Below are 25,625 nucleotides of genomic sequence, written 5' to 3'. Positions count from 1 at the left end.
CTGAGGGCCTCCCCGGACGCCGCTCGCCCCGGGCGGTGCGGAGGGCTCAGACCTCGAGCGTCACCGGACGCGGTATGCCGTTGACGGTCACAGAGGGCCAGGAGGGGTCGACCGTCAGCGGTCGGATCTCTGCACCGTCCAGGAGGACGGTGTCCTCCACCTTGGCGCCCGGGGCAGAAGGGTTCCATGCAAAGGCCTGTTGGTCCTGAATCATGTCCGGCGTCTCTGGCGCGGCACGGGGATCGCGGCCCGCATAGCCGGCGGCGCCGCCCTGATGGTGATTCTGCCATTCTTCCGCGTCGAAGTCGTTCTCGGCGTACGCTGCGGCGCCCTCCCGGAGCACCTGATCAAGTGTTCGACCCTGGCGGGTAGCCCCGAGGTAGGCGGCCTCGACGGCGAGTATCCGCCGTTCCCGCTCGAGGTCCTCGGGGTGCGGGGCGCCGACGCGCACCCATCGGGTGAGGTTGGCGATGAGTCCGTGGCGGCGTGCGCAGACGACGATCATGGCGCGATCGCCGACGGGAGCGTCGGTGGGCAGGGGGTGTCGATAGGTCAGCCGAGTCGCTCCTGCGATCATGACGACCACGGGGTCCGCTCCCAGCTCGACGATCCCTGCGGAGATCTCGGCTGCCAACTGACGTTCGGTGCGTCGGGAGCTGAAGGTCCTCAGGTGCGTCGTGAGCAGTGCCGCAGTCTCTGCGCAGAGCTGTTCGAACCTCGCCAGCTCCCTGGGCAGCAACGCCGCACGAGCCGCGCGAACCTCCGGTTCCATGTCGACTTCTCGGCGCAGTCCCGGGATGTCCACAAGCGCGGACTCCAGCGGCGCATGCCAGGGGACAGTGCGCAGCTCAAGGCCCGCAGGGAGCTCCTCAGCGGCCAGGCGGTCCGCTTCGTTGCTGAAGCTGACCACCTGTTCTACGTCTCTGCCCACCAACACCCCCGCGACCGGGGGGCCCACGAGAGAGGTGTGGATCCGCGCGCCATCCAAGTACCAGGCCACGGCGGCGGGGCTGCTCAACCAGACCGAGGAGTCCTCGGCGCGCAGGAGGGAGCAGAGGCGTTCGCGCTTGAGGGCGCGGTCTGCGGAGATCTCTGATGTTGTGTTCACCGTCACAGACTAAGTGAGAAGTGCTCGGCTCGCACGATGCGGAATCGCCCCACGATCCACAGTTGAATGCTGGAGGCTCAAGGGGATAGACTCTGAGAAAGCGCTTTCTTGCAGGTCTGGTCGAGATTCCGATTCTCGCCCTAGATCCAAGAAGAGGACCAGGCACCTGGAGAGGGGGTCGGAATGCATATCGCTGTCACCGGCGGTTCGGGGCGTCTCGGGCGAAGCGTGGTCCGAGGGCTCCGTGAGGCGGGCCTCAGGGTCACCTCTATAGACCGGACCGGTTCCACGGATGAACAGTCCGTCGAGGCCGACCTCACGGAGCCCGCACAGGCCGCCGCGATCCTGCACAAGCTGCGACCCGACGCGCTGGTCCATCTGGCGGCGATCGCCGTGCCGTTCAGCGCTCCTGAACGAACCATCTTCGGAGTCAACACCGGAATGGGCTTCACGGTGCTGGAGGCGGCGATCGAGGCCGGGGTCACGCGCATCCTCGTGGCCTCCAGTCCTACCGTGCTCGGTTACGGGAGGCCCGGGTGGCAACCACAGAGCCTTCCGCTCGATGAACACAGCGAGGTGCAGCCCCACCACGCCTACGCGCTCTCCAAAGTCGTCCTGGAGAAGATGGTCTCCAGCTTCGCGCTGGCCCATCCGCAGACCAGGCTGGCCTCCTTCCGCCCGTGCTACGTGGTGGCGCCGGAGGAGTGGCAGGGTGCGCCGACCCAGCAGGGGCACACGATCGAGGAGCGGCTGGCCTCCCCGGAGCTCGCCGCGGTCTCGCTCTTCAACTACCTCGATGCGCGCGACGCAGCCAGCTTCGTGATGGCCTGGCTGGACGCGGACTCGGCCCCTTCAGGCAGGTGCTACTTCGTCTCGGCCGCCGATGTCATGGCTGTGACACCACCAGCAGACCTGCTGAGCACCTACCTGCCCGAGATCGCCCATCTCAGTGATCAGCTCTCCGGGAACGGCTCACTGTTCAGCATCGAGGCCGCGGCGCAGGACCTCGGATGGGCGCCGACCCGGAGCTGGCGAAACCAGCTCCCAGCCGCAGCGTTGGAGAGGCTGGGGGCGCTGACAGCAGACCCCGCTTCCACCGAAAGGACGTTTCATTGACCTCGCTCACCTTCTCCGACGGACCGCTGTTCTTCCCCGTGACCCCATTCGTCACCGGCGGCGCGCACGAGGGCTCTGTGCATCCCGAGCTGCTGGCCGAGCACGTCGAACGAGGCATGCAGGCAGGGCCCGGAGGAGTGTTTCCTGCCTGTGGAACAGGTGAGTTCCACGCGCTGACCCCGGCCGAGTCCCTGCGCGCGGTGGACGCCACGATCGCGGCGGTGGCCGGCAGGGTCCCGGTCATTGCCGGAGCCGGCGGGTCGCTCGGTCAGGCGCGAGAGTCCGCCAGGAATCTGGAGGACCTCGGAGCCGACGGTCTGCTGCTGCTGCCCCCGTATCTCGTCGGCGGCACTCAGGAAGGTCTCTTCCAGTACGTCAAAGCTGTCACCGCCGCCACGGCTCTGCCGGTCATCGTCTACCACCGGGCGAATGCGCAGTTCACCGCGCAGACGGTTGCCAGGATGCTCGCCGAGCTCCCGTCCGTGGTCGGAGTCAAGGACGGAGTGGGCGACGTCGCACTGGCTCAGCAGATGACGCTTAGCGGGAGGGCCCAGCGCGAAGACGCCCTATTCTTCAACGGGCTGCTCACCGCAGAGGCCTCCCAGGCTGCCTACACCGCTATCGGCATGCCACTGTACTCTTCGGCCATCTTCGCTGCTCAGCCGGAGATCGCCACGGCCTTCTACCGCGCCCTTCGCGACGGAGACTCGGTTGCGACCGATCGTCTGCTGGCCGAGTTCTATATGCCCTTCACGGAACTGCGTGACACGACCGCCGGCTACGCGGTGAGTCTGATCAAAGCGGGAAACAGGCTGCGCGGGTTCCCTGTCGGAGGAGTACGTCCTCCGCTCGTCGATCCCACGCCGGAACATCTCGAGCGACTTGAAACACTCTTGGATCATGGACTCTCGCTGTGTGGGATGTGATGGACACCAGTATCTCCGCAGTCCGGACGTGGCCGCTGACCAGGTCGATGCGCCGCCCCTGGGTCCCGAATGCGCCGGAGATGCACGTCACCGTCGTGGAAGTCACCGACGACCAGGGGAATCGGGGCAGGGGGTTCTCCTGGACTCCCACCATCGGTTCGCGGGCGATACGGGTGTTGATCGATCATGACATCGCCGATTTCGTCGTCGGGAGGCCGACCGATCCGGTTCGGGTGTGGGAGCAGCTCTGGCGGCACCTGCACGAGGTGGGCGGCGGCGGCATGACGACCATCGCGATGGCAGGAGTGGACCTGGCGTTATGGGACATGAAGGCGCGTCGCGCCCATGCCGGGGTCCCTGAGGTCCTCGGTGCTCGCCACCGACGCCTGCCTGCCTACGGCTCCGGCGTCAACCTTCACTACGGCATTCAGGAGCTCGCGGATCAGGTCCAGAGGTGGGTCGAAGCGGGGTTCTCTGCGGTCAAGCTCAAGGTCGGCTCCGAGGATCTTGGACGCGATGTTGCTCGGGTCGGACTCGCCCGGGAGATCTTGGGTGCTGATCGGAAGCTGATGCTCGATGCGAACCAACGCTGGGACCTTGAGACGGCGGAACGGGCGGTCATCGCCCTGGCGGAGTTCGACCTGGAATGGATCGAGGAGCCGCTGCGCGCAGACGATACCTCGAGCTACGCAGAGCTTGCTCGGCGGATCACCCGCAGTGGCCCCGGGGTGCCCATCGCTGCGGGAGAGAACTTCCACACGATTCACCGGTTCCGTGATGTGATTCGGGCCGAAGGTGCGCAGATCCTCCAGCCGAATGCGATCAGGGTCGGGGGGATCACCCCTTTTCTGCGTATCGCGGACCTTGTGCGCGAGTCAGGGTTGCGCTTGGCCCCCCATGTCCTTCCGGACCTCCACGGACAGCTTGCAGCGTCCCTGCCCGAAGAGGTCTGGGTGGAAGACGTGGAGGATGCCGGACTGCATTCGCTGGGCTTTCTTAGTACAGCCTCTCCGGTGCGCGTCGAGGAAGGTTCAGCGCTCATCGAAGCGGCGCACGGGCTCGGATTAGAGTTCTCCATATAGTCTGGAGCCACAACGAGGTGAGGATGGCAGCGAAAGTGCCGCGAAAGAACAACGGCAGGTCCCGCGGCGCGACGACGATCGCGCAGGTGGCAGCTGAAGCGGGCGTCTCTCCTGCCACAGTCTCCAGAGTGATGAACGACCGTTTCGTCGGCGAGGACAAGATCGCTGAGAGAGTGCGCGAGACGGCCGTACGACTGAACTACGCGCCGAGTTACTCCGCCAGAAGTCTCGCGCTGGGGCAGACTCAGGCGGTCGCATTTGTCGCCCCTGACCTGCGAAACCCTGCGTTTCAGGCGATACTCTCCGGCTTGAGCACCACGGCCAACGAGGACGGTTATCGCGTGCTGATCGGCGATTCCGCAGAGTCAGTCTCCGAGGAGCCGCTCCTCGCTCGTGAGATCCGCCGACGATGTGACGCACTCGTTCTCTGTGCGCCCCGGATGCCAGATCATGAACTCGTGGACCTCGCCTCAACGCTGCACCCCATGGTGCTGGTGAACCGGTCAGCGGCCGGCGCGGCACCTGCGCTCACCGTTGACTACCGAACCGGCATCGAGTCGCTTCTGAAGCATCTCTACGAGCTGGGCCACCGCCACATCGCCTACGTCGGAGGACCCACCCACAGCATGTCTGACAAATACCGGCGGGACGGCCTGCAAAGCTTCACCGCCCAGAATGCCGACCTCGCTGTCACAGAGGTGCCGGGGGGAGTGGCCAGCGAAGACGGTTTCAACGCCGTGGACGCGGTGATCTCCACTAAGGCCACAGGGGTGCTCGCCTTCAACGATCTCGTGGCTATCGGACTTCTCGGCGGCCTGCAGGAGCGCAACGTCAGGGTTCCGGAGGAGATCTCAGTGGCGGGATTCGACGACATCCCCTTCGCCCGATACATCGCGCCGCCCCTGACGACGGCGTCCGTGCCGCACGAGGAGCTCGGGGTGCAGGCCTGGTACCGACTGCGCTCGCTCATCGAGGGGAAAGAGCCCGGCCACGACATGGTCTTTCAGCCCAGAGTGGAGATCCGAGCATCGACTGCCGTGCGGCGCCCCGATTAACCAGCCGAGGACGACGCACGGATTGACAGTTTGTGATGTGAGTCATACCATCAGGGTACGAGAAAGCGGTTTCTCGAAAGCGGTTTCTGACCAGTGCTCTACTGGCGGGGCCAGCACCCTTGACGAGGCGGTTCGGCATATGGCCGCCACTAGATGAAATGAGGCAGACCTATGACGCCTAAGTCGCCATCCCACAAGCGCCGCGCCGCCCTCGGTGGTGTCCTAGTGGGCGCGCTGGCCCTGACTGCATGCGGCGGCGGAGGCAATGACGCGGCCGCTGAGGAGTTCGACGAAGACGCCGAGATCACGCTGACGGTCGCCTGGTGGGGCAATGATGAACGGGCCCAGCTGACTCAGGAGGTCTTTGATCTCTTCGAGGAGCGCCACGACAACATCACGATCGAATCCCAGCCCACGGGCGACCCGGGCGATCTCTTCGATCGACTTTCCACGGACTTCGCCGCCGGAGGCGGCCCCGACCTGTTCACCCTCGGCGGTGCCATGCCGCAGGAGTACGGCGCAGCGGGCGCTCTCTACCCCCTCGAAGAACTCAGTGAGCATGTGGATCTCGAGCCCTATGAGGACTTCATGGTCTCGAGCGCGGTCGTCGATGACACGCTGTATGGGCTGCCCACCGGTGGCAACGCCATAGGGCTGCTGGTCAACGAGACGATGTTCGACGAAGCCGGGGTCGAGCTGCCCGAAGAGGGGTGGGGTTGGGATGAGTTCATCCAGGCCGCCACGGACATCTCCGAGAACCACGAGGATGCGGTGGGGATGGACCTGCGCATCCAAGACATCATCTCCACCTACGTCGCGCAGTACAACGACCTCGGCCTCTATGACTGGGACGGACAGCTCGCGGTCACCGAAGAGGAGCTGACCAACTGGTATGAGACGGAGCTCGAGATGGTTGAGACCGGTGCCCTGCCAGACCCCTCGGTGATCGTGGAGCACCACACTGTGACCCCTGATCAGTCGCTGTTCGGCGTGGGCGACGCCGCGATGAGCTTCAGCTACAGCAACCAAATGACCCCCTACACCCAGGCACTGGGGGATGATGAAGTCAGCATGATGCTGCCGCCGACTGACACGGACAACCCGGGTGTGGCAGTGCTGCCGTCACAGTTCTGGTCCATCAACGCGAATTCCGAACAGCCGCAGGCCGCTGCGATGCTGCTCGACTTCATCCTCAACGACGCCGAAGTGGCGGAGATTCTTCAGGACGACCGCGGTCTGCCGTTCAATCCCGAGATGCTGGAAGTCGTCGAGCCGATGCTTGACCCGATCAACTCCGAGGCTGCCGCGTACATCCAGGAAGTCCTGGAGCAGGGGGTGGTGGCGCCGCCACAGCCTGCCGGTGGCGCTGAGATGAACGACCTCTCCCAGCGTATCCAGACCGATATTCTGTTCGACAACTCAACTGTCGAGCAGGGTGTGCAGGACTGGATCAGCTACATGGAGAACGCCTTGTCTCAGGGGGGCTGAGATGCTCCCGACCACCCTTGAGTGACGACGGTCAGATGGTGCGGATGGCTCGATGAGAGTCATCCGCACCGTCGTGTCGCCAGCACCGCATCACCGCACCGCGCCAGCTGCATGCATCGGCGAAGCGCGCACAGAGGAGAGGTTTCCCATGACAGCGATCGATGATGCCCTGGTCCGGCTGCGAACAGCAGCCCCGGCGCCGATGAAGGCCGGCCTCACCGGCGTGCTTGCCGGGCAGTTGGGATCCTCAGGAGTGGGCTTCGCGGCACTGGGGGGTCCCCTGGAGGACCGCTGGCACCAAGCGCTCACCGAGCTGGAGCAGTGCATCCGCCCTCTCGGCGATTCCATGCCCGTGCTCAACGAAGGCGGCGTCTACGCGGGGTCCTGGATCGAATCCACGGGCACCATCAACACGGAGGTCCTCTCCCGTCTGGCCCCCCGCACGGCCAAGGAGACGTTCGCCCTTTTCGCCAGGCATCAGCGCGGGGACGGCTTGATCCCCTATAAGGTCACCGCTGATGGTCCCGGATTCAGTCAGATCCAGATCGTCACACCCCTGGCGCGATCAGTCTGGAACCACTACGAGCTGCACAGAGGCACCGAGGACGCCGATCATGGCTGGCTCAGGCTCATGTACCAAGCGATGGTCCGCTATGACGCGTGGCTTGCGACGAACCGGGACACCCGAGGCACCGGGTGCGTCGAGGCCTTCTGCACCTTCGACACCGGCCATGATCTGTCCCCCCGTTTCTGGTTCGCCCCTGAACGCTGTCTCCACGGCGACGCCGCGCAGTGTGACCCAGAGGCTGCCCTGGTTCCCTATCTCGCACCAGACCTCACGGCCAATGTGGCGTGCCAGCGCCGCTACCTGGCGAAGATCGCGGGGGAGCTCGGGGAGGACGCTGATTCCTGGGAGGACAAGGCGAGGGCATCGGTCAAGGCACTCTTCGAGCAGTGCTACGACGAACAGGACGGGACCTTCTATGACGTCGACTCGCAGGGCAACCGCGTACGGGTCGTCTCAGATGTGCTGATGCGTGTACTGGCCAGTGAGATCGGAGATGCCGAGTTCTTCGCCGTCGCACTTCAGCGGTACATCCTGAACACCGCGCACTTCCTCTCCCACTACGGCTTCACCTCCGTCTCAATCTCGGACCCCCGCTTCGACGGGGATCACACCAGGAATTCCTGGGCAGGTCCGGTGAACTTTCTGACCCAGATCCGAGCACCTCACGCCTTCGAACACCACGGCCGGTCCGCCGAGCTGGCGACGGTCACCAGACCGCTTCTGGGAGCCCTTGCCCTGGCCGATCGGTTCCCCCAGTGCATCGACCCCTGGAGCGGCTCCGCGGGTTTCACCACGGCGTATTCTCCGGCGATCCTCTGGCTTCTGGACACCGTGGAACGATCCTGCGGCATCGAGCCGAGACCTGATGGAACCCTCTCGTTCACCTCGCTTGCCCCGACCCGACTCGACCATGGAGCGGCCGCGGACGCCACCGCCTATTCGCGCACCGTGGCGGGGGCACACTATGAGCTTGCCGCGGATGATCACCAGACTCTGGTCTGCCGTGATGCTCAGGAGCACATGCGCTTCCCCCGGGGGTGGAGGGTGATCACTGATCGTGGTGGGCTTCCCACGCAGGTGATCGGCATGACCACCAGCGCGGCCCGAGGCACGCTGAGCGCAGGTGGCAAGACGTTGGAGCTGAGCCTCGATCCCAACGAGCGAGTGGAGCTGGTGGACCTCGAGGTCTCGGCACGGCACACTCCCGGCTATACACCGCCGCGCGCAGGATGATCCACCACCGGACCCGTGCAGAACGCCACTCCACCCACCCATCCGAGTTCCCAGGAGGACCACGTGCAGATCAGCGACATCCAGCTGCGAGACCCCTTCGTGCTGCCCCGTGCGGAAGAGGGGTCCTACTGGCTCTTCGGTTCCACCGACAAGGACATCTGGAAGGGCCAGGCCACCGGGTTCGACTGCTATCGCAGCCAGGATCTGGACACATGGGAGGGCCCCTTCCCCGCCTTCCGTCCAAGACCAGATTTCTGGTCACCGACCAACTACTGGGCTCCGGAGGTCCACGAGTACCACGGTCGCTTCTTCATGTTCGCGACGTTCGGGCATCCGGAGCCGCAAGTGCGCCGCGGGACGCAGATTCTCGTCGCTGATGAGATCCAAGGACCGTACGAGCCGCACAGCAATGGGCCAGTGACCCCGTCCGACTGGGAGTGCCTGGACGGCACGCTGCACGTCGAGGCAGACGGCACACCATGGATGATCTTCTGCCACGAGTGGGTGCAGATCTCCGACGGGGCCATATGCGCGCTCCCTCTCTCGGGGGACCTGCAACGAGCCGCGGGTGAGCCGGTGGAGCTGTTCCGGGCCTCCATGGCGCCGTGGGTGGATCCCGTGAGCTCCCCGCGACATGGCACAGGTTATGTCACCGATGGGCCGTACCTGCATCGGACCGCCGAGGGAGATCTGCTGATGCTCTGGGCGAGCTTCAGGAACAGACGCTATGCGCAAGGCGTCGCACGCTCTGCCTCCGGGACGATCCGGGGCCCGTGGCAGCAGCAGGAGGAGCCTCTCTTTGAGGCGGACGGCGGACACGGGATGATCTTCAAGGCATTCGACGGCACGCTCTATCTCACGCTGCATTCCCCCAACGAGACGCCGTTTGAGCGGGTGGTCTTCATCGAGCTCGAAGAGGACCACGGCGCTCTCGGGGTCAAAGGCGCAGCGTGAATATCAGGGGACCGGGTCGGCGCCGTCGTACCGCCTGAAACCTGGTCTGAGCCTGAGGTAGGCCCCCGTGGCGAAAAGGATCAGGAGAGCCCCGAGCAGCTGTGGGAACCACAGTGTGAACAGCGCGGCCACGAAACCGATATACGTGTCGCCCAGCCGAGGACCGGCGCTCAGCACGAGGGTGTAGATCCCCTGGAGGCGCCCCCGATATTCATCCGGGGTCGCCGACTGCATCATCGTGGTCCGGAAGATCCCTGCCACGTTGTCTGCGCCGCCGATGAGTGCGGTCAGGCTGCACAGCAGCACCAGCCCGCCGAAGTCTGCCGCGCCGGCGCTGACCGCGCTGTCTGAACGGGTCAGGCAGAGCGTCGCGAGCCCCAGTGCGCCGACCATGAGTCCATAGACCATGGTGGAGTATCCGATCGCGACGCCGTGGCGGCGGACCTCTCCGAAACGACCCGAGAATACGCTGGAGGCGATGACGCCGATCGCTCCGGAGGCGGTCAGCAGGCCCACAGTCCACGCACCTCCGCCGATGAGCAGAGCGCCGACGGCGGGGAAGATCGCATAAGGTCGGCCGAGGGTGAACGCCACCACGTGCAGCCCGATGGCCGTGCGGAGATTCTGGGCCCGCCTGAGGAATGCCAGACCGTCCCGGAGTGCACCGAGGTTGAACCTGGGCTGCCCCTGAGGGCGTATCGGAGGCAGCGAGATGATCCCCCAGAAACCGACCGCGAACAGCGCCACATCGATGGTGTAGGTCCATGCGTAACCGACGCTGGCCACCAGGATGCCGGCCAGGGCAGGCCCACCCGCGGCCTGGAGCCCCGCAGAGACGGCGGAGAGCGCGGCAACAGCCGGCAGAAGCTCACGCCGCACCAGGCGAGGGTGGATGGCGAAACGAGCAGCCCCCACGAGCGCCCCGGCTGCCGAGGAGAGGGTGGTGAACGAGTAGTAGGCCCACAGCGTCTCGACATTGTTCCAGGCCAGCAGTGCGATGCCGATCGGAGCGCAGAAGGCGACACCCGAGGCGGAGATCAGCACCTTCCGTCGATCGAAGGCATCCACCAGGGTCCCCCCTAGGACCCCCACCAGGATCATAGGTCCGAGGGCCAATGCGCCGACCATGGCGACGGCCGCGGTTGAACCGCTGATCTCGTAAACCTGAATGCCGATGGCGACGGCCGTCAGTTGGACCCCAATGCCTCCGGCGATTCCGCTGATCCAGAATCGCAGATAGGCCGGCGACTCACGCAGAGGGGACAGGTCCATGAGAAAGTTGCGACGAGGCACGTGAGTACCCTACGTCAAGAAACCGCTTTCAGGTTGACACCCTGTGACGTGGCTCATACGATGATCACAGCGCGAGAAACCGCTTTCACATGAATCCGTGGTTTCCGCATCCTGCCACCAGACACGAGGAGGTTCCGTGAGCAGTCTGGGCGAACTTCGCACTTTGGCGAAGCGTACGAAGGCCGAGCGCGGACAGCCGAAGGCCAGACGGAAGCACCGTGAGAACAAGGCAGGCTTCTTCTTCCTGCTGCCCTGGCTGATCGGGTTCTTCGTCTTCACGGGTGGGCCCATGCTGGTCTCGCTGTACCTGGCGTTCACCAATTACAACCTGCTTCAGCCTCCTGAGTGGGCGGGCTTCGGGAACTTTGTTCGGATGTGGGAGGACCAGCGGCTCTGGAAGTCCCTGGAAGTGACGTTCCTCTACGTATTCGTGAGCGTCCCGTTCCTGCTTGTCCTTGCCCTGGCGGTCGCAGTTCTGCTGGACAAGGGCATGCGGGGGCTGCCCATCTACCGGTCGGTCTTCTATCTGCCTTCGTTGATGGGAGGATCGGTCGCCATTGCCATCCTCTGGCGCCAGGTGTTCGGCTACGACGGTCTAATCAACGGTCTTCTCGGGTTCTTCGGGATCCAGGGACCGGGTTGGGTCGCGCACCCTGACTACGCCCTCGGCACCCTGATCGTGCTGAACATCTGGACCTTCGGATCGCCGATGGTGATCTTCCTCGCCGGCTTGAGGCAGATACCGGATATGTACTACGAGGCGGCGGGTGTCGACGGAGCGAGCAAGCTCCGCCAGTTCTTCACCATCACGCTTCCGCTGCTGACGCCGATCATTTTCTTCAATCTGGTGCTCCAGGTCATCTTCGCCTTCCAGAACTTCACCCAGGCCTATGTGGTCTCCGGCGGAACGGGCGGACCCTCGGACTCGACGCTCTTCTACACGCTCTATCTCTATCAGCAGGCGTTCAATACGCCGATGCAGATGGGCTACGCCTCGGCGATGGCCTGGCTGCTCGTCCTTTTCATCGGAGCGCTGACTGCTCTGAACTTCTGGCTCTCAAAGTATTGGGTGTTCTATGACGACTGATCTGCAGACCACGAACAAGTCCATCTCTGAGCCACTGGGCGGGACGCCCGCGGTGTCGCGGCCCCCGGGACCGAAGGCCGTGACCCGGCGACCCATGAAGCAGCGGGTGAGATCGGTCGTGAAGCACGTGCTGCTCATCGCGCTCTCGCTGATCATGATCTACCCGCTGATCTGGCTGGTCGTCTCCTCGCTCAAGCCGAACGCGCAGATCTTCACCGATCTGAGCATCTTCACCACAGATCTGAGCCTGGACAACTATGTCGAAGGCTGGGATGCCCAGTTCCTGCCGTTCCACATCTATCTGATGAACTCCTCGATCTTGGTCATCGGTGCCATCATCGGCAACCTGATCTCCTGCTCGATGGCCGCCTATGCCTTCGCGAGGCTGGACTTCCGGTTCCGCAACCTCACTTTCGCGATCATGCTGGGCACGATTCTGCTGCCGTTCCATGTGGTGCTGGTCCCGCAGTTCATCCTGTTCCGAGAACTGGGCTGGCTGGACACGTTCCTCCCCCTCGTGGTCCCGAAGTTCCTCGCCACGGAGGCGTTCTTCGTGTTCCTCATGGTCCAGTTCATCCGATCGCTGCCCAACGAGCTCTATGAGGCCGCACGGATCGACGGGGCAGGTCACATCCGACAGTTCGTTCAGGTGACGCTGCCGCTGATGGTCCCCGCCCTCGCGACCACCACGATCTTCACGTTCATCTGGACCTGGGCTGACTTCTTCGGACCGCTGATCTACCTGCGCAGCCCAGAGAACTATGTTGTTCCGCAGGCCCTGACCATGTTCATCGATGGGCAGTCGACCTCCAACTTCGGCGCCATGTTCGCGATGAGTGTGGTCTCGCTCATTCCGATGTTCATCGCGTTCCTCATCGGGCAGAAGTTCCTGGTGAAGGGCTTCGCGAAATCAGGCATCAAATAAGTGCAGCGCGGGGAGCCCGAACGGGTCTCAGCATCTTCTTGGAAAGGACGCAGTGTCAGCATGACTGATTCCGCAAAGAATCGCCTCCGATACGGTCTGCTCGGGGCAGGGTCTCGGTCACAGATGTACCTGGACGCCATCGCAGGGCCACACCGAGACGTCGCTCAGCTGATCGCCTGGGCCGACACGAACCCAGGACGGCTGGACTTCTCTGAGCATTGGGAGGGTCGGGACCTGGGCGAACCTGCGCGGTTCGAGCCCGCTGACCTGGAGACGGCAATCGCAGCGTTCAGACTCGACCGGGTCATCATCACCACCCCGGACTTCACCCACGCGGATTACATCGTCAGGGCTCTGGACGCGGGGGTCGATGTCATCGTGGAGAAGCCGCTGACCATCAGCCAGGAGGGTGTGCGGTCGATCGGAGATGCGGTCGAGCGCACTGGCCGGAATGTGGTGGTGACCTTCAACTATCGCTACTCGCCGCGCAACTGGGCGTTGAAGCGCCTGATCGCGGAGAAGGAGCTCGGCGAGGTGACATCAGTGCATTTCGAATGGCTGCTCGACACCGCTCACGGGGCGGACTACTTCCGCCGATGGCATCGAGAGAAGGCCAACTCCGGTGGACTGCTGATCCATAAGGCTTCGCACCACTTCGACCTGGTCAACTGGTGGCTTGACGACGTTCCGACAAAGGTCTATGCCTCTGGCGGCCTGCGGTTCTACGGAGCAGAGAACGCGCGTGCTCGGGGATTGCCGGCACGGCCGGCACGTGGGACCACAGATCTTCCGTCACGCGATGCCTTCAGCCTCGACCTGCGCACCGACCCGGTATTCAAGGGTCTCTACTACGAACAGGAACACCACGACGGGTATCTGCGCGACCGAGACGTCTTCGACGAGGGCATCACCATCGAGGACAACATGTCGCTGGTCGTGGACTACCAGGGCGGCGCCTCGATGGCGTACACCCTTTCGGCACATGGGCCGTGGGAGGGCTACACCGTCACCGTCAACGGCACTGCCGGACGGGCCGAGCTTACTGTGGTGGAGCGTGGCGCCGTTACACTTGACGACGCTGGGTACGTGGTGGTCGACCCCTCTGCTCGTCCCGATGTGGTGGCCGAGGACGGAGCTCGCGGGGTCTCGGAGAAGCTGCTGCTGCAGAAGCACTTCGCCTCCGCGGTCGAGATCCCGATACCCGAGGGCGTCGGTGCGCACGGGGGCGCGGATGACGACCTTCTGCGCGAGGTGTTTCGTGGACCTCAGGACGATGACCTGGGGCGAGCCTCGGGCTGGCCGGACGGAGTGCGTGCCGTAACCGTTGGCTTGGCAGGCAATGCATCGATCGACACGGGCAATGCGATCCGTATCGAGGAGCTGGAGATCGGACATGCCGCTGAGCTCTCCGGACTGCCCTCGCGGACTCTGTCCGGTCGCTGAGTCCGCATTCCGGCCGACGTGGCCGGGGTGTCAGGGACCGAGAGTCGACTCCCGCGCCACCAGAGCGGGGGTGAAGACCGGATGCTGCACACTCGCCGAGGGATCAGCGATCGCGGCGACAAGAAGTCTGGCGGCCCGCGCTCCGATCTCCTGTGCCGGCTGCCGGATCGAGCTGATCGGCACGGTGGCCGAGGCCGCGAACTGGATGTCGTCGTAGCCGATCAGCGCGACGTCCTCAGGGACGTGGATCCCGGCCCTGGTGAGCTCCTGGAGCGCGCCGAGGGCCACGAGGTCATTGGTAGCAAAGATGGCATCCGGTCTTTCCTCAGCAGGGAGGGCCAAGAGGGTCTTGGTCGCATCGCGGCCGGCTTGAGAGTCCATGGCACCGGTGTCCCAGAGCTGCACCGTAGCGTCCTCCAGGGCGGAGGCGGCGGTTCGAGCGCCCTCATAGCGGTCGGCGACCTGCCGGATGATGCGTGGCCCGCCGATGACCGCGATTCTCCGGCGGCCGAGCTCCAGGAGGTGCTGAGCGGCCAGGCGCCCGCCGAGGACGTCATCGGTGGAGACCGATGAAAACTCATCAGCGCCGGCCTCTCGGTCCACGATCACGACCGCGATACCTCTGTCCTTGATCTGGCCCAGACGTTGCAGCGCGTCCCCGACAGGTGTGATGAGGATTCCTGCCACGCGCTGTTCCTCGAAGAGTCGCAGCTGAGTGAGCTCCCGTTCGGCGTTCTGACTTGAGTTTCCCAGCAGCAGCGGTCGCTGAAGCTCCCCCAGGGTGTTCTCAGCACCGCGGGCGACATCCGCGAAGAAAGGGTTTCCGATGTCGAGCACGATCATGCCGACGGCCAGGTTCTGCTGCTGCCGCAGCTGACGCGCTGCGTCATTGCGGACATATCCGAGCTCTTCGATGGCCTGACGCACCCGCTCCCGCGTCTTGGCCGAGACCTTGTCCGGGTGGTTGAGCGCATTCGAGACGGTTGCGGGGGACACCCCTGCCCGTGCCGCCACGTCAGTCACCTGCGCTAGTGCCATACGGCTCAGGATACCCCTCGGCCTCCTCGAGGGAGTGCCGTGCTGGGCCGGTGCCGGGCGTCCCGCGGCGCAGCTGATCTTGCCGAGGTGTTGACACGTTGTGACCTGAGTCATAGTATCGAAACCGAAATTGAAACGATTTAATTCTCGCCTTTCCAGGAGGCCCCATGACTCGCGACGAATCTCCGCCGGTGCTGGAACTGGTCGGGGTGCGTAAGACGTTCGGCAGCGTCACTGCGCTCGCCGACGGGAGCATCACCGTCCATCCCGGGTCGATCCACGCCCTGGTGGGTGAGAACGGCGCTGGAAAGTCCACGTTGATCAAGGTCGTCGCCGGGCTGCACCGCCGGGACAGCGGCACCTTTCGATTCCGGGGAGCCGACGCGGCCTTCAACTCCACCGCCGAGGCGAAGAACGCCGGCATCGCCGTGATCTACCAGGAGCCCACCCTGTTTCCTGACCTGTCGGTCACGGAGAACATCTTCATGGGCAGGCAGCCGCGGTCTCGGGCGGGTCGCATCGACAAGCAAGCCATGCATCAGGAAGCGGCACGGATCTTCGCCCGGCTCGGAGTCACTCTTGACCTTCAGCGACCCGCCGAGGGCCTCTCTATCGCTGATCAGCAGATCATCGAGATCGCCAAGGCCATCTCGCTGGACGCTCATCTGCTGATCATGGACGAGCCCACCGCCGCGCTCTCCGGTGTCGAGGTGGAACGGCTCTTCGCCGTCGCCCGCAGCCTGCGCGACGAAGGACGCGGCATCGTCTTCATCTCCCACCGTTTCGACGAGATCTTCAGCCTGTGCGACATGATCACCGTGATGCGAGATGGGGCTTACGTGGCGACCACCCCGACCAGCGAGACCAGCAACGACGAGCTGGTCACCATGATGGTGGGCCGCGAGGTGGCTGACCTCTACCCCAAGGACCTTGCACCCATTGGAGAAGTCGTGCTCGAGGTGAAGAACCTCAACTCGGCAGGTAACTTCCATGATGTGGACCTGTCCGTCAGAGCGGGCGAGATCGTAGGCCTGGCGGGTCTGGTAGGCGCTGGACGAAGTGAAATAGCCCGTGCGATCTTCGGCGTGGACTCCTACGACTCGGGAACCGTCAGGCTCAACGGCAGGACCGTTCCCAAGGGTCGCCCCGCCGCGGCCATTCGTGCCGGCATGGCCCTCGTGCCCGAAGACCGACGGCAGCAGGGTCTGGTGGTGGAGGCGTCGCTGGCTCGCAACATTGGAGCAGCCATTCGCCGCAGGCTTTCCCGGTTCGGCCTGATCACCGCGGGCATCGAGAACAAGACGGCGGGCCCCTGGGCCGGGCGCCTCCAAGTCAAGTCCTCGGCGCTGTCGATGAGTGCCGCGACCATGAGCGGAGGCAACCAACAGAAGGTCGCGATTGCGAAATGGCTCGCCACTGACCCGAGCCTGCTCATCATCGATGAGCCGACCCGAGGGATCGACGTCGGCACCAAGGCCGAGGTCCACCGCCTGCTGTCGCGGCTCGCAGGTGAGGGCATGGCGATTCTCATGATCTCCTCGGAGCTGCCCGAGGTTCTGGGCATGGCAGACCGAGTCCTGGTCGTGGGAGAGGGGCGCATCAGCGCCGACCTCGACCGCGCGGATGCAACTCCGGAGAAGGTCATGCACGCCGCAACGGCGCGCCATGAGCAGAGCCGACAGGAGGCCAGCGCATGAGCGCAGACACCCGAACCGCGCCCGATCGACAGAGCCGGACCCTGCAGACGGCACGGACCCTCCTGGCCTCACGCGAGACGGCGATCGTCATCGTGATCGTGGTGATCATCGCTGTCGCGACTGCCATGAACCAGTCCTTCCTCTTCAGCGGACAGGGATGGCGGGACCTGCTCCTCACCCCCTCGATCCTGATGGTCATGGCGGTCGGCTCGGCGGTGGTGATCATCACCCGCAACGTGGACCTCTCGGTGGGCTCCACACTGGCCATCACGGCGTATCTGACCGGACGTCTGTTCATCGATTTCCCCGGAATCCCGATCCTGCTGGTCGTGTTCATCGGTACCCTCGTGGGTGCCGTGCTAGGACTGATCAACGGTGCGCTGGTCGCCTACGGCAAGGTCCCAGCACTGGTGGTCACGCTCGGCACGATGTACATCTATCGCGGGGCCGTGCTCACCTGGGCCGGCAGTGACCGGATCAACGCCTCAGACATGCCGCGGGACTTCCTGCACCTCGGCACGATGCAGATCCTGAGCATTCCGCTGCTGACCATCGTGGCGGTTCTGGTCCTCGTCTGCGCCGGATATTGGCTCTCCTCCACCCGCAGCGGGCGTGAGATGTACGCCATCGGTTCCGAGCCCGAGGCGGCCAAGCTCTACGGTCTGCCGACCACCCGTCGGGTCATCACCGCCTTCATCCTGGGTGGCGCACTGGCCGGACTGGCCGGCGTCATGTACGCCGCACGCTACGGAACGATCAGCGCCAGCGCGGGAATGGGTTGGGAGTTCCAGGCCATCGGCGCCGCAGTCATCGGAGGCGTAGCGATCTTCGGCGGGTCAGGCAGCGTCTGGGGAGCCGCGTTCGGCGCGATCCTCCTGCTGACGATCAACCGAACCCTGCCGATCATCGGCATCCCCGACTTCTGGCAGCGCGCAGTGGTCGGTGCGCTGATCATCGGAGCAATCGTCCTTGACCGGTACCTGTCCGCGAGAAGACACCGTCAGCTGCAAGAAGCGAGGGACCAGACATGACCGCCGCAATCGGCGCCCAGCCGAGCCATCCCATCGACCCCGCGACCGGCCCACAGGACGAGGGACGCACGTACGCCGCCTATCACCGACCCTGGTGGTTCCGCACGTTCGTCAGTGCCGAATTCCTCATCATCGCTCTCCTGGTGCTGGTCTGGCTCGTAGCCATGACCTCGGTGGACAACTTCTCCGGTCCGCTCACCGTGCGCTATCTGCTGCTGGACATCGCGCCGCTGCTGATGATCGCGCTGCCGATGACTCTGATCATCGTCACGGGACAGATCGACCTCTCCGTGGCCAGCACCATGGGGCTCTCCTCGGTACTGGTAGGCATCCTGCACGTACAGGTCGGGATGCCCATCCCCGCCGCGGCGATTATGGCCGTCCTCGTCGGTGTGCTCTGCGGGGCCTTCAACGGTTTCCTCGTCGCCTATGTGAAGCTGCCCTCGCTGGCCGTGACCATCGGCACGCTGGCGCTCTATCGCGGAGTCGCCGTCGGTCTGCTCGGCACCACCGCGCTGACGGACTTCGATCCGCGATGGACGGACCTGGCGACGTCGAGCATCGGAGAGTCCCGCATTCCCGCCATCATGATCCCCGTGGTGATCCTCATCGTGACGTTCACGGTGCTCCTGCACTTCACCCCCTTCGGTCGAGGGCTCTACGACATCGGCCACAACGAACAGGCCGCGTGGTTCAGCGGCGTGAACGTGGCCCGGTCACAGATGACCACCTTCGTGCTCTCCGGTGCCGTGGCCGCCGCCGCAGGTGTGTTCTACACGATGCGGTTCGGCAACTCACGCGGAGACAATGCCACCGGCCTCGAGCTCGAAGTCATCGCAGCGGTGCTCCTCGGCGGGGTGCTCATCTTCGGTGGCCGCGGCGCCATCCACGGTGTCCTCGCCGGGGCGCTGCTGATCGGAGTGCTCTCCTCGGCGCTGCGTCTCGAGGGAGTCACGGTGAACGTCATCAACATCATCATCGGCCTGCTTCTCGTGATCTCGGTGCTGGCGCCCACCATCATCAGCGGGATCCAGCAGCTGCGCTCGCGCAAGACGCAGCGAAAGGACACATCAGGTCGAACCGGGACCGGATCGACCTCCACAGACCCCTCACCCAGCAACACCGATGCTCCACCCGTGCCGGCAACCGCGGCACCGCAAGAATCCGCACCCATCGCACCACCACGTCAGTAGTCACCACCAAGAATCACCACACCAAGAATCGGCTCATCCGAGCTCGGCATCGAAGCCGACCGGTATGCCTTGATGAAAGGAACCACCATGTGGCACAACGCTCACAAGAGGTCCATCCCCGCGCTGGCCGTCCTGGCAGTCGGGACTCTCGCCCTCACTTCATGCGGCGGAGACAACGGCGACACCGCGGAGGGGGACGGCGAGGCCAGCGGCGAGGAGCTCAGCATCACGTTCCTGCCGAAGAACCTCGGCAATCCCTACTTCGAAACCTCCAACGCTGGAGGACAGGAGGCGATCGAAGAGTTCGGCGGCAGCTATTCGGAAGTTGGGCCCCAGGAGGCAACGCCTGACGGACAGGTGGAGTACATCAACACCGCAGCCCAGCAGGGTGAAGACGCGCTGGTGCTCTCGGCGAATGACCCCAGTGCCATCTGCGGAGCGCTCAATGAAGCGCGCGACGTCGACGTCGCAGTCGTCACCTTCGACTCAGACACCGACGTGGAGTGTCGCGACCTGTTCGTGAACCAGGCCACCGCGGAGGGCATCGCGAGCGCCCAGGTTGCCCTGGTCACCGAGCAGATCGGTGAAGAGGGGGAGATCGCCATCCTCTCTGCATCGGCCAATGCCAGCAACCAGAACCTGTGGATCGAACTCATGGAGGAGGAGCTCGAGGCTGACTACCCCGACATCGAAGTCGTGGACATCGTCTACGGTGACGACGACGATCAGCGCTCCTTCGATCAGACCGCGGCGCTGCTGCAGACACACTCAGATCTGGACGCCATCGTCTCGCCCACGACAGTAGGCATCGCTGCTGCGGCGCGCTACATCGCAGATTCCAACTACGCCGGTGAAGTTGCCGTGACCGGACTGGGAACTCCGAACCAGATGCGTGAGTACGTCGAGGACGGCACCGTCGAGTCGTTCGCACTGTGGAATCCCGAAGACCTCGGGTACCTCTCCGCGTGGGCGGCCCACGCGCTTGCCTCCGGCGAGATCGAAGGCAACGAGGGAGACACCTTCGAGGCCGGACGTCTGGGGGAGTACACCGTCGGTGCAGACGGGGAGATCGTGCTCGGCGACCCGTTCGTCTTCGATTCTGAGAACATCGCGGACTTCGACTTCTGATCAGCACGAGGTGCGGGGGCGAGGTGAACAACCTTCCCCCGCACCTCTGCCCCCCCCGCCCACCCATCACGCTGGCCCGATCGGCCGAGAGGACCCCCGTGCAACGAGTCTGCTTCCAGCTCCAGGTCAAGCCCGAGCGCCTGGAGGAATACGCCGAGCGTCACCGTGCCGTCTGGCCAGAGATGCTGCAGGCGCTGAAGCGCTCGGGGTGGCACAACTATTCGCTCTTCCTGCGCGAGGACGGTCTGCTCATCGGCTACGTGGAGGTCGAGTCACTCACCGCCGCGCAGGCAGCGATGGACGCCGAAGACATCAACGCGGCCTGGCAGGAACAGATGGGCGAGTTCTTCATCGACCTCGACGGGGCACGGCCGGACACCGGTTTCCTCGAGCTCCAGGAGGTCTTCCACCTGGAGGACCAGCTGGCGGCCGTCGAGCAGTCCACTGCCCAGACCCCGCAGAACCCCCAGACGCAGAAGCACCAGACTCCGTTGAGCCACCAGAACTCGTCGCACCACCAGACCCCGCAGAACCACCAGACGCGGCAGAACTAGAGGAACCATGCCTACTTTTGAGCAGATCTCCCAGCAGCTGGACCACCAGGCCATCGAGGTCCCCTCCTGGGCCTACGGCAACTCCGGGACCCGCTTCAAGGTCTTCGGCTCCGCCGGAACCCCCCGCACCGTTCAGGAGAAGATCGCAGACGCCGCGGCGGTGCACCGGTTCACCGGCCTGGCGCCGAAGGTCGCGCTGCACATCCCCTGGGACAAGGTCGAGGACTACGCCGCGCTCACCGCCTATGCGGCCGAGCAGGGCGTGCAGATCGGCACCATCAACTCCAACACCTTCCAGGACGACGACTACAAGCTCGGCGGGCTCACCCACCATGATCCGGCGATCCGGCGCAAGGCCATCGATCACCACCTCGAATGCCTGCAGATCATGGACGCCACCGGCTCCCAGGACCTGAAGATCTGGCTGGCCGACGGCTCGAACTACCCCGGTCAGGCCGACATGCGCTCCCGCCAGGACCGGCTCGCGGAGTCCCTGGCCACCATCTACGCGGAGCTCAAGGACGATCAGCGCCTGGTGCTGGAGTACAAGATCTTCGAGCCGGCGTTCTATCACACCGATGTCCCCGACTGGGGCACCGCCCTGGTGCAGGTCCAGGCGCTGGGTGAGAAGGCGATGGTCTGCCTGGACACCGGCCACCACGCTCCGAGCACCAACGTCGAGTTCATCGTGGCCCAGCTGCTGCGGCTCGGGCGGCTCGGTTCCTTCGACTTCAACTCTCGGTTCTACGCCGACGACGACCTGATCGTCGGCTCGGCCGATCCGTTCCAGCTGTTCCGGATCATGTTCGAGGTGGTGCGCGGCGGAGGCTACGCCGCGGACTCCGGAGTCGCCTTCATGCTGGACCAGTGCCACAACGTGGAGAAGAAGATCCCCGGTCAGATCCGCAGCGTGCTCAACGTCCAGGAGATGACCGCTCGCGCACTGATGGTCGACACCGAGGCGCTCGCCGCCGCCCAGCAGGCCGGTGACGTGCTTGGCGCCCACGAGGTCTTCATGGATGCCTTCTACACCGACGTGCGACCCGACCTCGCCGCCTGGCGCGAGTCCCGCGGACTGCCGGCGTCGCCGATGCGCGCCTATGCCGAATCCGGCTACCAAGAGACGATCGAGGCCGACCGTGTCGGCGGAACCCAGCTCAGCTGGTGAAGGAGACCCCTGTGAACCCCACGGTCAACGACCTGATCACCCGCTCCAACAGCCTCGGTGCGGACCCGAAGAACACCAACTACGCCGGCGGCAACACCTCCGCCAAGGGTACCGAGCAGGATCCGGTCACCGGGGAAGAGGTGGAGCTGCTCTGGGTCAAGGGCTCCGGCGGCGACCTCGGCACCCTCAAGGCGGCCGGTCTCGCGACCCTGCGGCTGGACCGGATGCGTGCGCTGAAGAGCGTGTACCCCGGAGTCGAGCGCGAGGATGAGATGGTCGCCGCCTTCGACTACTGCCTGCACGGCAAGGGCGGAGCCGCCCCGAGCATCGACACCGCCATGCACGGACTCGTCGAGGCCGCCCACGTGGACCACCTGCACCCGGACTCCGGCATCGCGATCGCCACCGCCGCCGACGGGCCGGAGCTGACCGCGACCATCTTCGGCGAGAAGGTCGTCTGGGTGCCCTGGCGCCGACCAGGCTTCCAGCTGGGCCTGGACATCGCCGAGATCAAAGAGGCGAACCCGCAGGCCATCGGTTGCATCCTCGGCGGCCACGGCATCACCGCCTGGGGTGACACCTCCGAGGAGTCCCAGCAGAACTCGCTGTGGATCATCGACACCGCCTCCGCCTACATCGCGCAGCACTCGCGCGCCGAGCCCTTCGGTCCGGCGCTTGAGGGATACGCGGCGCTGCCCGCGACCGAGCGCCGAGCCAAGGCCGCCGCGCTGATCCCGACGATCCGCTCCCTCGCCAGCGCGGACAAGCCTCAGGTGGGGCACTTCAGCGACGACGACGCCGTGCTGGAGTTCCTCGGCCACGCCGAGCACCCCCGGCTCGCCGAGATGGGCACCTCCTGTCCGGACCACTTCCTGCGGACCAAGGTCAAGCCGCTGGTGCTCGACCTGCCCGCCGACGCCACCGTCGAGGACTCGATCTCCCGGCTGCGCGAGCTGCACGAGGCCTACCGCCAGGACTACCAGGCGTACTACGACCGGCACGCGACCGCCGAGAGCCCCGCCCTGCGCGGCGCCGACCCGGCCATCGTGCTGGTCCCCGGCGTCGGGATGTTCAGCTTCGGCAAGGACAAGCAGACCGCCCGGGTCGCCGGGGAGTTCTACCTCAACGCGATCAACGTGATGCGCGGCGCCGAAGGCCTCTCGACCTACGCCCCGATCGAGGAGGCGGAGAAGTTCCGCATCGAGTACTGGGCGCTGGAGGAGGCCAAGCTGCAGCGCATGCCGGCGTCGATGCCGCTGGCCACCCGGATCGCGCTGGTCACCGGTGCTGCCTCCGGCATCGGCAAGGCCATCGCGGAGCGGCTGGCCGAGGAGGGCGCCGTCGTCGCCATCGCGGACCTGGACCTTGCCAAGGCCCAGGAGGCCGCGGCCGAGATCGGCGGGCCCGACAAGGCCGTGGGCATCGCGGTGGACGTCTCCGACGAGGACGCCGTGACCAAGGCCATCGATGAGACCCTGCTCGCCTTCGGCGGCCTGGACATCGTGATCAACAACGCCGGGCTGAGCCTGTCGAAGTCGCTGCTGGAGACCACCGCGAAGGACTGGGACCTGCAGCACAACGTGATGGCCAAGGGCTCCTTCCTGGTGTCCAAGGCCGCGGCCCGGGTGCTCATCGACCAGGGCCTGGGCGGCGATGTCATCTACATCTCCTCCAAGAACAGCGTCTTCGCGGGGCCGAACAACATCGCCTACTCCGCGACCAAGGCCGACCAGGCCCATCAGGTGCGGCTGCTCGCGGCCGAGCTCGGTGCCCACCAGATCCGGGTCAACGGGATCAATCCCGACGGGGTCGTCCAGGGCTCGGGCATCTTCGCCTCCGGCTGGGGCGCCAACCGTGCGGCCACCTACGGCATCGATGAGAAGGACCTGGGCGCCTTCTACGCCCAGCGCACGATCCTCAAGCGCGAGGTGCTGCCGCGCAACGTGGCCAACGCGGTGTTCGCCCTGGTCGGGCCCGAGCTCTCGCACACCACCGGACTGCACGTGCCCGTCGACGCCGGCGTGGCCGCCGCGTTCCTGCGCTGATGCACCCGGCGACGACGACGCATGCCGCCGTCGACCTCGGGGCCTCCTCCGGGCGCGTGGTGCTCGGCCGGGTCGGACCGGACTCGCTCGTGTTCCACGAGGCCGCGCGGTTCTCCAACGGCGTGGTCCCCATGCCCGACGGGCTGCACTGGAACCTCGTCGGGCTCTATGAACAGGCCCTCGCCGGGCTCGGCGCCGCGGTGCGCGAGACCCACGGCGAGCTGGCCTCGGTGGCGATCGACTCCTGGGCGGTGGACTACGGTCTGCTCCACGGGGCCGACCCGCACCGGATGCAGCTGCTGGGCACCCCGTTCCACTACCGGGACGAGCGCACCGCAGCAGGCGTGGAAAAGGTCCACGGCAGGGTCTCCTTCGCGGAGCTCTACCGGCGGAACGGACTGCAGTTCCTGGCCTTCAACACGCTCTACCAGCTGGCCCAGGAGGGCCTGGCCCCGCATGCAGATCGGCTGCTGCTGGTGCCGGACCTCCTGGGCTACTGGCTCACCGGTGAGCAGCTCACCGAGGTCACCAACGCCTCGACCACCGGTCTGCTTGACGTGCACACCAAGGTCTGGGACACCGAGCTGATCTCCACGCTCGGCCTGGAACCGGACCTCTTCGCGCCGGTGGCCGCCCCGGGCGCCACGCTGGGCCGCACTCGGTCCGAGCTGGCCCCGCTGCTGGGCGGGCACCGGCTGCCGGTCACCCTGGTAGGCTCGCACGACACCGCCAGCGCCATCGTCGGCACCCCGCTCTCAACCCCCGACGCCGCCTATATCTCCTGCGGCACCTGGGGGCTCGTCGGGCTGGAGCTCACAACCCCGGTGGTCACCGACGCCTCCCGGGCGGCGAACTTCACCAACGAGGGCGGCGTCGACGGGCGCACCCGGTTCCTCACCAACGTCATGGGCACCTGGCTGCTCTCCGAGACGCTGCGCACCTGGGAGCGCGAGGAAGGCCGGGCACAGGACCTGGTCGGGCTGCTCGACGCCGCCGCCCAGGTGAACCCGGCCGCCGTCGTCGTCTTCGATGTCCAGGACGAGCGGTTCGTCGCACCCGGGGACATGCCGGCGCGGATCGCGCAGCTATGCGCCGAACAGGATTCGCCGATCCCGGCGGGCAGGGCGGAGCTGGTGCGCAGCATCGTGGAGTCCATCGCCCACGGATTCGCCGCGGCGCTGCAGACCGCCGGAGACCTCGCAGACCGGCGGATCGACGTGGTCCATATGGTCGGTGGAGGGTCGCTGAACGCGCTGCTCTGCCAGGCCACCGCCGATCGCAGCGGATATCCTGTGGTGGCCGGGCCCGTGGAGGCCACCGCCATCGGCAACCTGCTCATTCAGGCGCGCACCGCAGGGACGCTCTCAGGCAGCCTCGAGGACCTGCGCGAGCTGATCCGCCGCACGCATTCCCCGATCACGTACCGTCCACAGTCCTGAAATTCCACAGTCCCGCAATTCCCGAGTCGAAGCAGTCACCGGTCTAGGAGCATC

21 protein-coding genes are annotated in these 25,625 nt (G+C 65.4%); 18 read left to right on the top strand and 3 right to left on the bottom strand.

Annotated elements, in window-relative coordinates; genetic code table 11:
* Positions 1–46: 46 nt before the first annotated feature.
* Entirely contained in the window at positions 47–1,108 is a 1,062-nt protein-coding gene (locus BCL67_RS06395) for a M24 family metallopeptidase (RefSeq protein ID WP_258174802.1), read from the bottom strand.
* 183 nt (positions 1,109–1,291) lie between these two features.
* Here BCL67_RS06395 and BCL67_RS06390 point away from each other — a divergent pair, with 183 nt between their 5' ends.
* The 7 genes from BCL67_RS06390 (at position 1,292) to BCL67_RS06360 (ending at position 9,530) form a co-directional block, all read left to right on the top strand.
* Positions 1,292–2,224, top strand: a complete 933-nt coding sequence (locus BCL67_RS06390; RefSeq protein WP_106122625.1) for an NAD-dependent epimerase/dehydratase family protein — start codon at positions 1,292–1,294, stop codon at positions 2,222–2,224.
* Entirely contained in the window at positions 2,221–3,150 is a 930-nt protein-coding gene (locus tag BCL67_RS06385) for a 5-dehydro-4-deoxyglucarate dehydratase (protein WP_258174800.1), read from the top strand. Before BCL67_RS06390 ends, BCL67_RS06385 begins: the two co-directional genes overlap by 4 nt.
* Positions 3,150–4,232: a mandelate racemase/muconate lactonizing enzyme family protein gene (locus BCL67_RS06380; protein ID WP_146131094.1), complete on the top strand. Its 1,083-nt coding sequence runs from the start codon at positions 3,150–3,152 to the stop codon at positions 4,230–4,232. Before BCL67_RS06385 ends, BCL67_RS06380 begins: the two co-directional genes overlap by 1 nt.
* Positions 4,233–4,255: 23 nt before the next feature.
* Complete coding sequence (locus tag BCL67_RS06375; protein ID WP_106122695.1) at positions 4,256–5,287, top strand: LacI family DNA-binding transcriptional regulator; 1,032 nt, start codon at positions 4,256–4,258, stop codon at positions 5,285–5,287.
* A gap of 171 nt (positions 5,288–5,458) precedes the next feature.
* Entirely contained in the window at positions 5,459–6,775 is a 1,317-nt protein-coding gene (locus tag BCL67_RS06370; protein WP_106122622.1) for an ABC transporter substrate-binding protein, read from the top strand.
* A 148-nt stretch (positions 6,776–6,923) separates the two neighbouring features.
* Positions 6,924–8,576 carry an MGH1-like glycoside hydrolase domain-containing protein gene (locus BCL67_RS06365; protein ID WP_106122621.1) on the top strand — a complete coding sequence of 551 codons (1,653 nt, stop codon included), beginning with the start codon at positions 6,924–6,926 and terminating at the stop codon, positions 8,574–8,576.
* A gap of 63 nt (positions 8,577–8,639) precedes the next feature.
* Complete coding sequence (locus BCL67_RS06360; RefSeq protein WP_181255913.1) at positions 8,640–9,530, top strand: glycoside hydrolase family 43 protein; 891 nt, start codon at positions 8,640–8,642, stop codon at positions 9,528–9,530.
* A gap of 3 nt (positions 9,531–9,533) precedes the next feature.
* Here the strand turns inward: BCL67_RS06360 and BCL67_RS06355 are convergent, their stop codons facing one another.
* The gene (locus BCL67_RS06355; RefSeq protein ID WP_106122620.1) at positions 9,534–10,802 is read right to left on the bottom strand and encodes an MFS transporter; all 1,269 of its coding nucleotides are present in this window, start codon (positions 10,800–10,802) and stop codon (positions 9,534–9,536) included.
* Positions 10,803–10,959: 157 nt separating this feature from the next.
* On the opposite strand from BCL67_RS06355, the gene BCL67_RS06350 reads away from it, so the two are divergent.
* Genes BCL67_RS06350 through BCL67_RS06340 form a run of 3 tightly spaced genes read left to right on the top strand, consistent with a single transcriptional unit; the run spans position 10,960 to position 14,278 of the window.
* On the top strand, positions 10,960–11,910 hold the full coding sequence (locus BCL67_RS06350) for a carbohydrate ABC transporter permease (RefSeq protein ID WP_181255912.1): 951 nt from the start codon (positions 10,960–10,962) through the stop codon (positions 11,908–11,910).
* Positions 11,900–12,835: a carbohydrate ABC transporter permease gene (locus tag BCL67_RS06345; protein WP_106122619.1), complete on the top strand. Its 936-nt coding sequence runs from the start codon at positions 11,900–11,902 to the stop codon at positions 12,833–12,835. The genes BCL67_RS06350 and BCL67_RS06345 overlap by 11 nt, the downstream gene beginning before the upstream one ends.
* A 60-nt stretch (positions 12,836–12,895) precedes the next feature.
* On the top strand, positions 12,896–14,278 hold the full coding sequence (locus tag BCL67_RS06340; protein ID WP_106122618.1) for a Gfo/Idh/MocA family protein: 1,383 nt from the start codon (positions 12,896–12,898) through the stop codon (positions 14,276–14,278).
* Positions 14,279–14,308: 30 nt separating this feature from the next.
* Here BCL67_RS06340 and BCL67_RS06335 read toward each other — a convergent pair whose 3' ends face one another.
* Positions 14,309–15,316 (bottom strand): LacI family DNA-binding transcriptional regulator, encoded by a 1,008-nt coding sequence (locus tag BCL67_RS06335; protein WP_106122617.1) that lies wholly within the window; start codon positions 15,314–15,316, stop codon positions 14,309–14,311.
* A gap of 167 nt (positions 15,317–15,483) precedes the next feature.
* Between BCL67_RS06335 and BCL67_RS06330 the strand changes: the two genes are divergently transcribed.
* The 8 genes from BCL67_RS06330 (at position 15,484) to BCL67_RS06295 (ending at position 25,571) form a co-directional block, all read left to right on the top strand.
* Positions 15,484–17,013, top strand: a complete 1,530-nt coding sequence (locus tag BCL67_RS06330) for a sugar ABC transporter ATP-binding protein (RefSeq protein WP_106122616.1) — start codon at positions 15,484–15,486, stop codon at positions 17,011–17,013.
* Complete coding sequence (locus BCL67_RS06325; RefSeq protein WP_106122615.1) at positions 17,010–18,044, top strand: ABC transporter permease; 1,035 nt, start codon at positions 17,010–17,012, stop codon at positions 18,042–18,044. Before BCL67_RS06330 ends, BCL67_RS06325 begins: the two co-directional genes overlap by 4 nt.
* Positions 18,041–19,237: an ABC transporter permease gene (locus BCL67_RS06320; RefSeq protein ID WP_106122614.1), complete on the top strand. Its 1,197-nt coding sequence runs from the start codon at positions 18,041–18,043 to the stop codon at positions 19,235–19,237. The genes BCL67_RS06325 and BCL67_RS06320 overlap by 4 nt, the downstream gene beginning before the upstream one ends.
* An 87-nt stretch (positions 19,238–19,324) precedes the next feature.
* Positions 19,325–20,365: a rhamnose ABC transporter substrate-binding protein gene (rhaS, locus tag BCL67_RS06315; RefSeq protein WP_106122613.1), complete on the top strand. Its 1,041-nt coding sequence runs from the start codon at positions 19,325–19,327 to the stop codon at positions 20,363–20,365.
* A gap of 98 nt (positions 20,366–20,463) precedes the next feature.
* A complete protein-coding gene (locus BCL67_RS06310) occupies positions 20,464–20,919 on the top strand; it encodes an L-rhamnose mutarotase (RefSeq protein ID WP_106122612.1) in 456 nt (151 codons plus the stop codon).
* Positions 20,920–20,926: 7 nt separating this feature from the next.
* Positions 20,927–22,087, top strand: coding sequence for an L-rhamnose isomerase (rhaI, locus tag BCL67_RS06305; RefSeq protein ID WP_106122611.1), 1,161 nt, complete (start codon positions 20,927–20,929; stop codon positions 22,085–22,087).
* An 11-nt stretch (positions 22,088–22,098) separates the two neighbouring features.
* Positions 22,099–24,132: a bifunctional aldolase/short-chain dehydrogenase gene (locus tag BCL67_RS06300; RefSeq protein ID WP_106122610.1), complete on the top strand. Its 2,034-nt coding sequence runs from the start codon at positions 22,099–22,101 to the stop codon at positions 24,130–24,132.
* Entirely contained in the window at positions 24,132–25,571 is a 1,440-nt protein-coding gene (locus tag BCL67_RS06295) for a rhamnulokinase (RefSeq protein ID WP_106122609.1), read from the top strand. Before BCL67_RS06300 ends, BCL67_RS06295 begins: the two co-directional genes overlap by 1 nt.
* Positions 25,572–25,625: the final 54 nt, after the last annotated feature.

Source organism: Nesterenkonia sandarakina (assembly GCF_003003175.1).
GTDB classification, from domain to species: Bacteria; Actinomycetota; Actinomycetes; order Actinomycetales; family Micrococcaceae; genus Nesterenkonia; species Nesterenkonia sandarakina_A.
Note: the sequence above shows the minus strand (reverse complement) of the source record. Positions and strands in the feature narration are given on the sequence as shown.

Excerpts from the sequence above, each read along its gene's own strand:
- BCL67_RS06390 (WP_106122625.1), top strand. The coding sequence starts at position 1,292 with ATGCATATCGCTGTCACCGGCGGTTCGGGGCGTCTCGGGCGAAGCGTG.
- BCL67_RS06380 (WP_146131094.1), top strand. The coding sequence starts at position 3,150 with ATGGACACCAGTATCTCCGCAGTCCGGACGTGGCCGCTGACCAGGTCG.
- BCL67_RS06375 (WP_106122695.1), top strand. The coding sequence starts at position 4,256 with ATGGCAGCGAAAGTGCCGCGAAAGAACAACGGCAGGTCCCGCGGCGCG.
- BCL67_RS06370 (WP_106122622.1), top strand. The coding sequence starts at position 5,459 with ATGACGCCTAAGTCGCCATCCCACAAGCGCCGCGCCGCCCTCGGTGGT.
- BCL67_RS06365 (WP_106122621.1), top strand. The coding sequence starts at position 6,924 with ATGACAGCGATCGATGATGCCCTGGTCCGGCTGCGAACAGCAGCCCCG.
- BCL67_RS06355 (WP_106122620.1), bottom strand. The coding sequence starts at position 10,802 with ATGGACCTGTCCCCTCTGCGTGAGTCGCCGGCCTATCTGCGATTCTGG.
- BCL67_RS06345 (WP_106122619.1), top strand. The coding sequence starts at position 11,900 with ATGACGACTGATCTGCAGACCACGAACAAGTCCATCTCTGAGCCACTG.
- BCL67_RS06340 (WP_106122618.1), top strand. The coding sequence starts at position 12,896 with ATGACTGATTCCGCAAAGAATCGCCTCCGATACGGTCTGCTCGGGGCA.
- BCL67_RS06335 (WP_106122617.1), bottom strand. The coding sequence starts at position 15,316 with ATGGCACTAGCGCAGGTGACTGACGTGGCGGCACGGGCAGGGGTGTCC.
- BCL67_RS06330 (WP_106122616.1), top strand. The coding sequence starts at position 15,484 with ATGACTCGCGACGAATCTCCGCCGGTGCTGGAACTGGTCGGGGTGCGT.
- BCL67_RS06325 (WP_106122615.1), top strand. The coding sequence starts at position 17,010 with ATGAGCGCAGACACCCGAACCGCGCCCGATCGACAGAGCCGGACCCTG.
- BCL67_RS06320 (WP_106122614.1), top strand. The coding sequence starts at position 18,041 with ATGACCGCCGCAATCGGCGCCCAGCCGAGCCATCCCATCGACCCCGCG.
- rhaS (WP_106122613.1), top strand. The coding sequence starts at position 19,325 with ATGTGGCACAACGCTCACAAGAGGTCCATCCCCGCGCTGGCCGTCCTG.
- rhaI (WP_106122611.1), top strand. The coding sequence starts at position 20,927 with ATGCCTACTTTTGAGCAGATCTCCCAGCAGCTGGACCACCAGGCCATC.
- BCL67_RS06295 (WP_106122609.1), top strand. The coding sequence starts at position 24,132 with ATGCACCCGGCGACGACGACGCATGCCGCCGTCGACCTCGGGGCCTCC.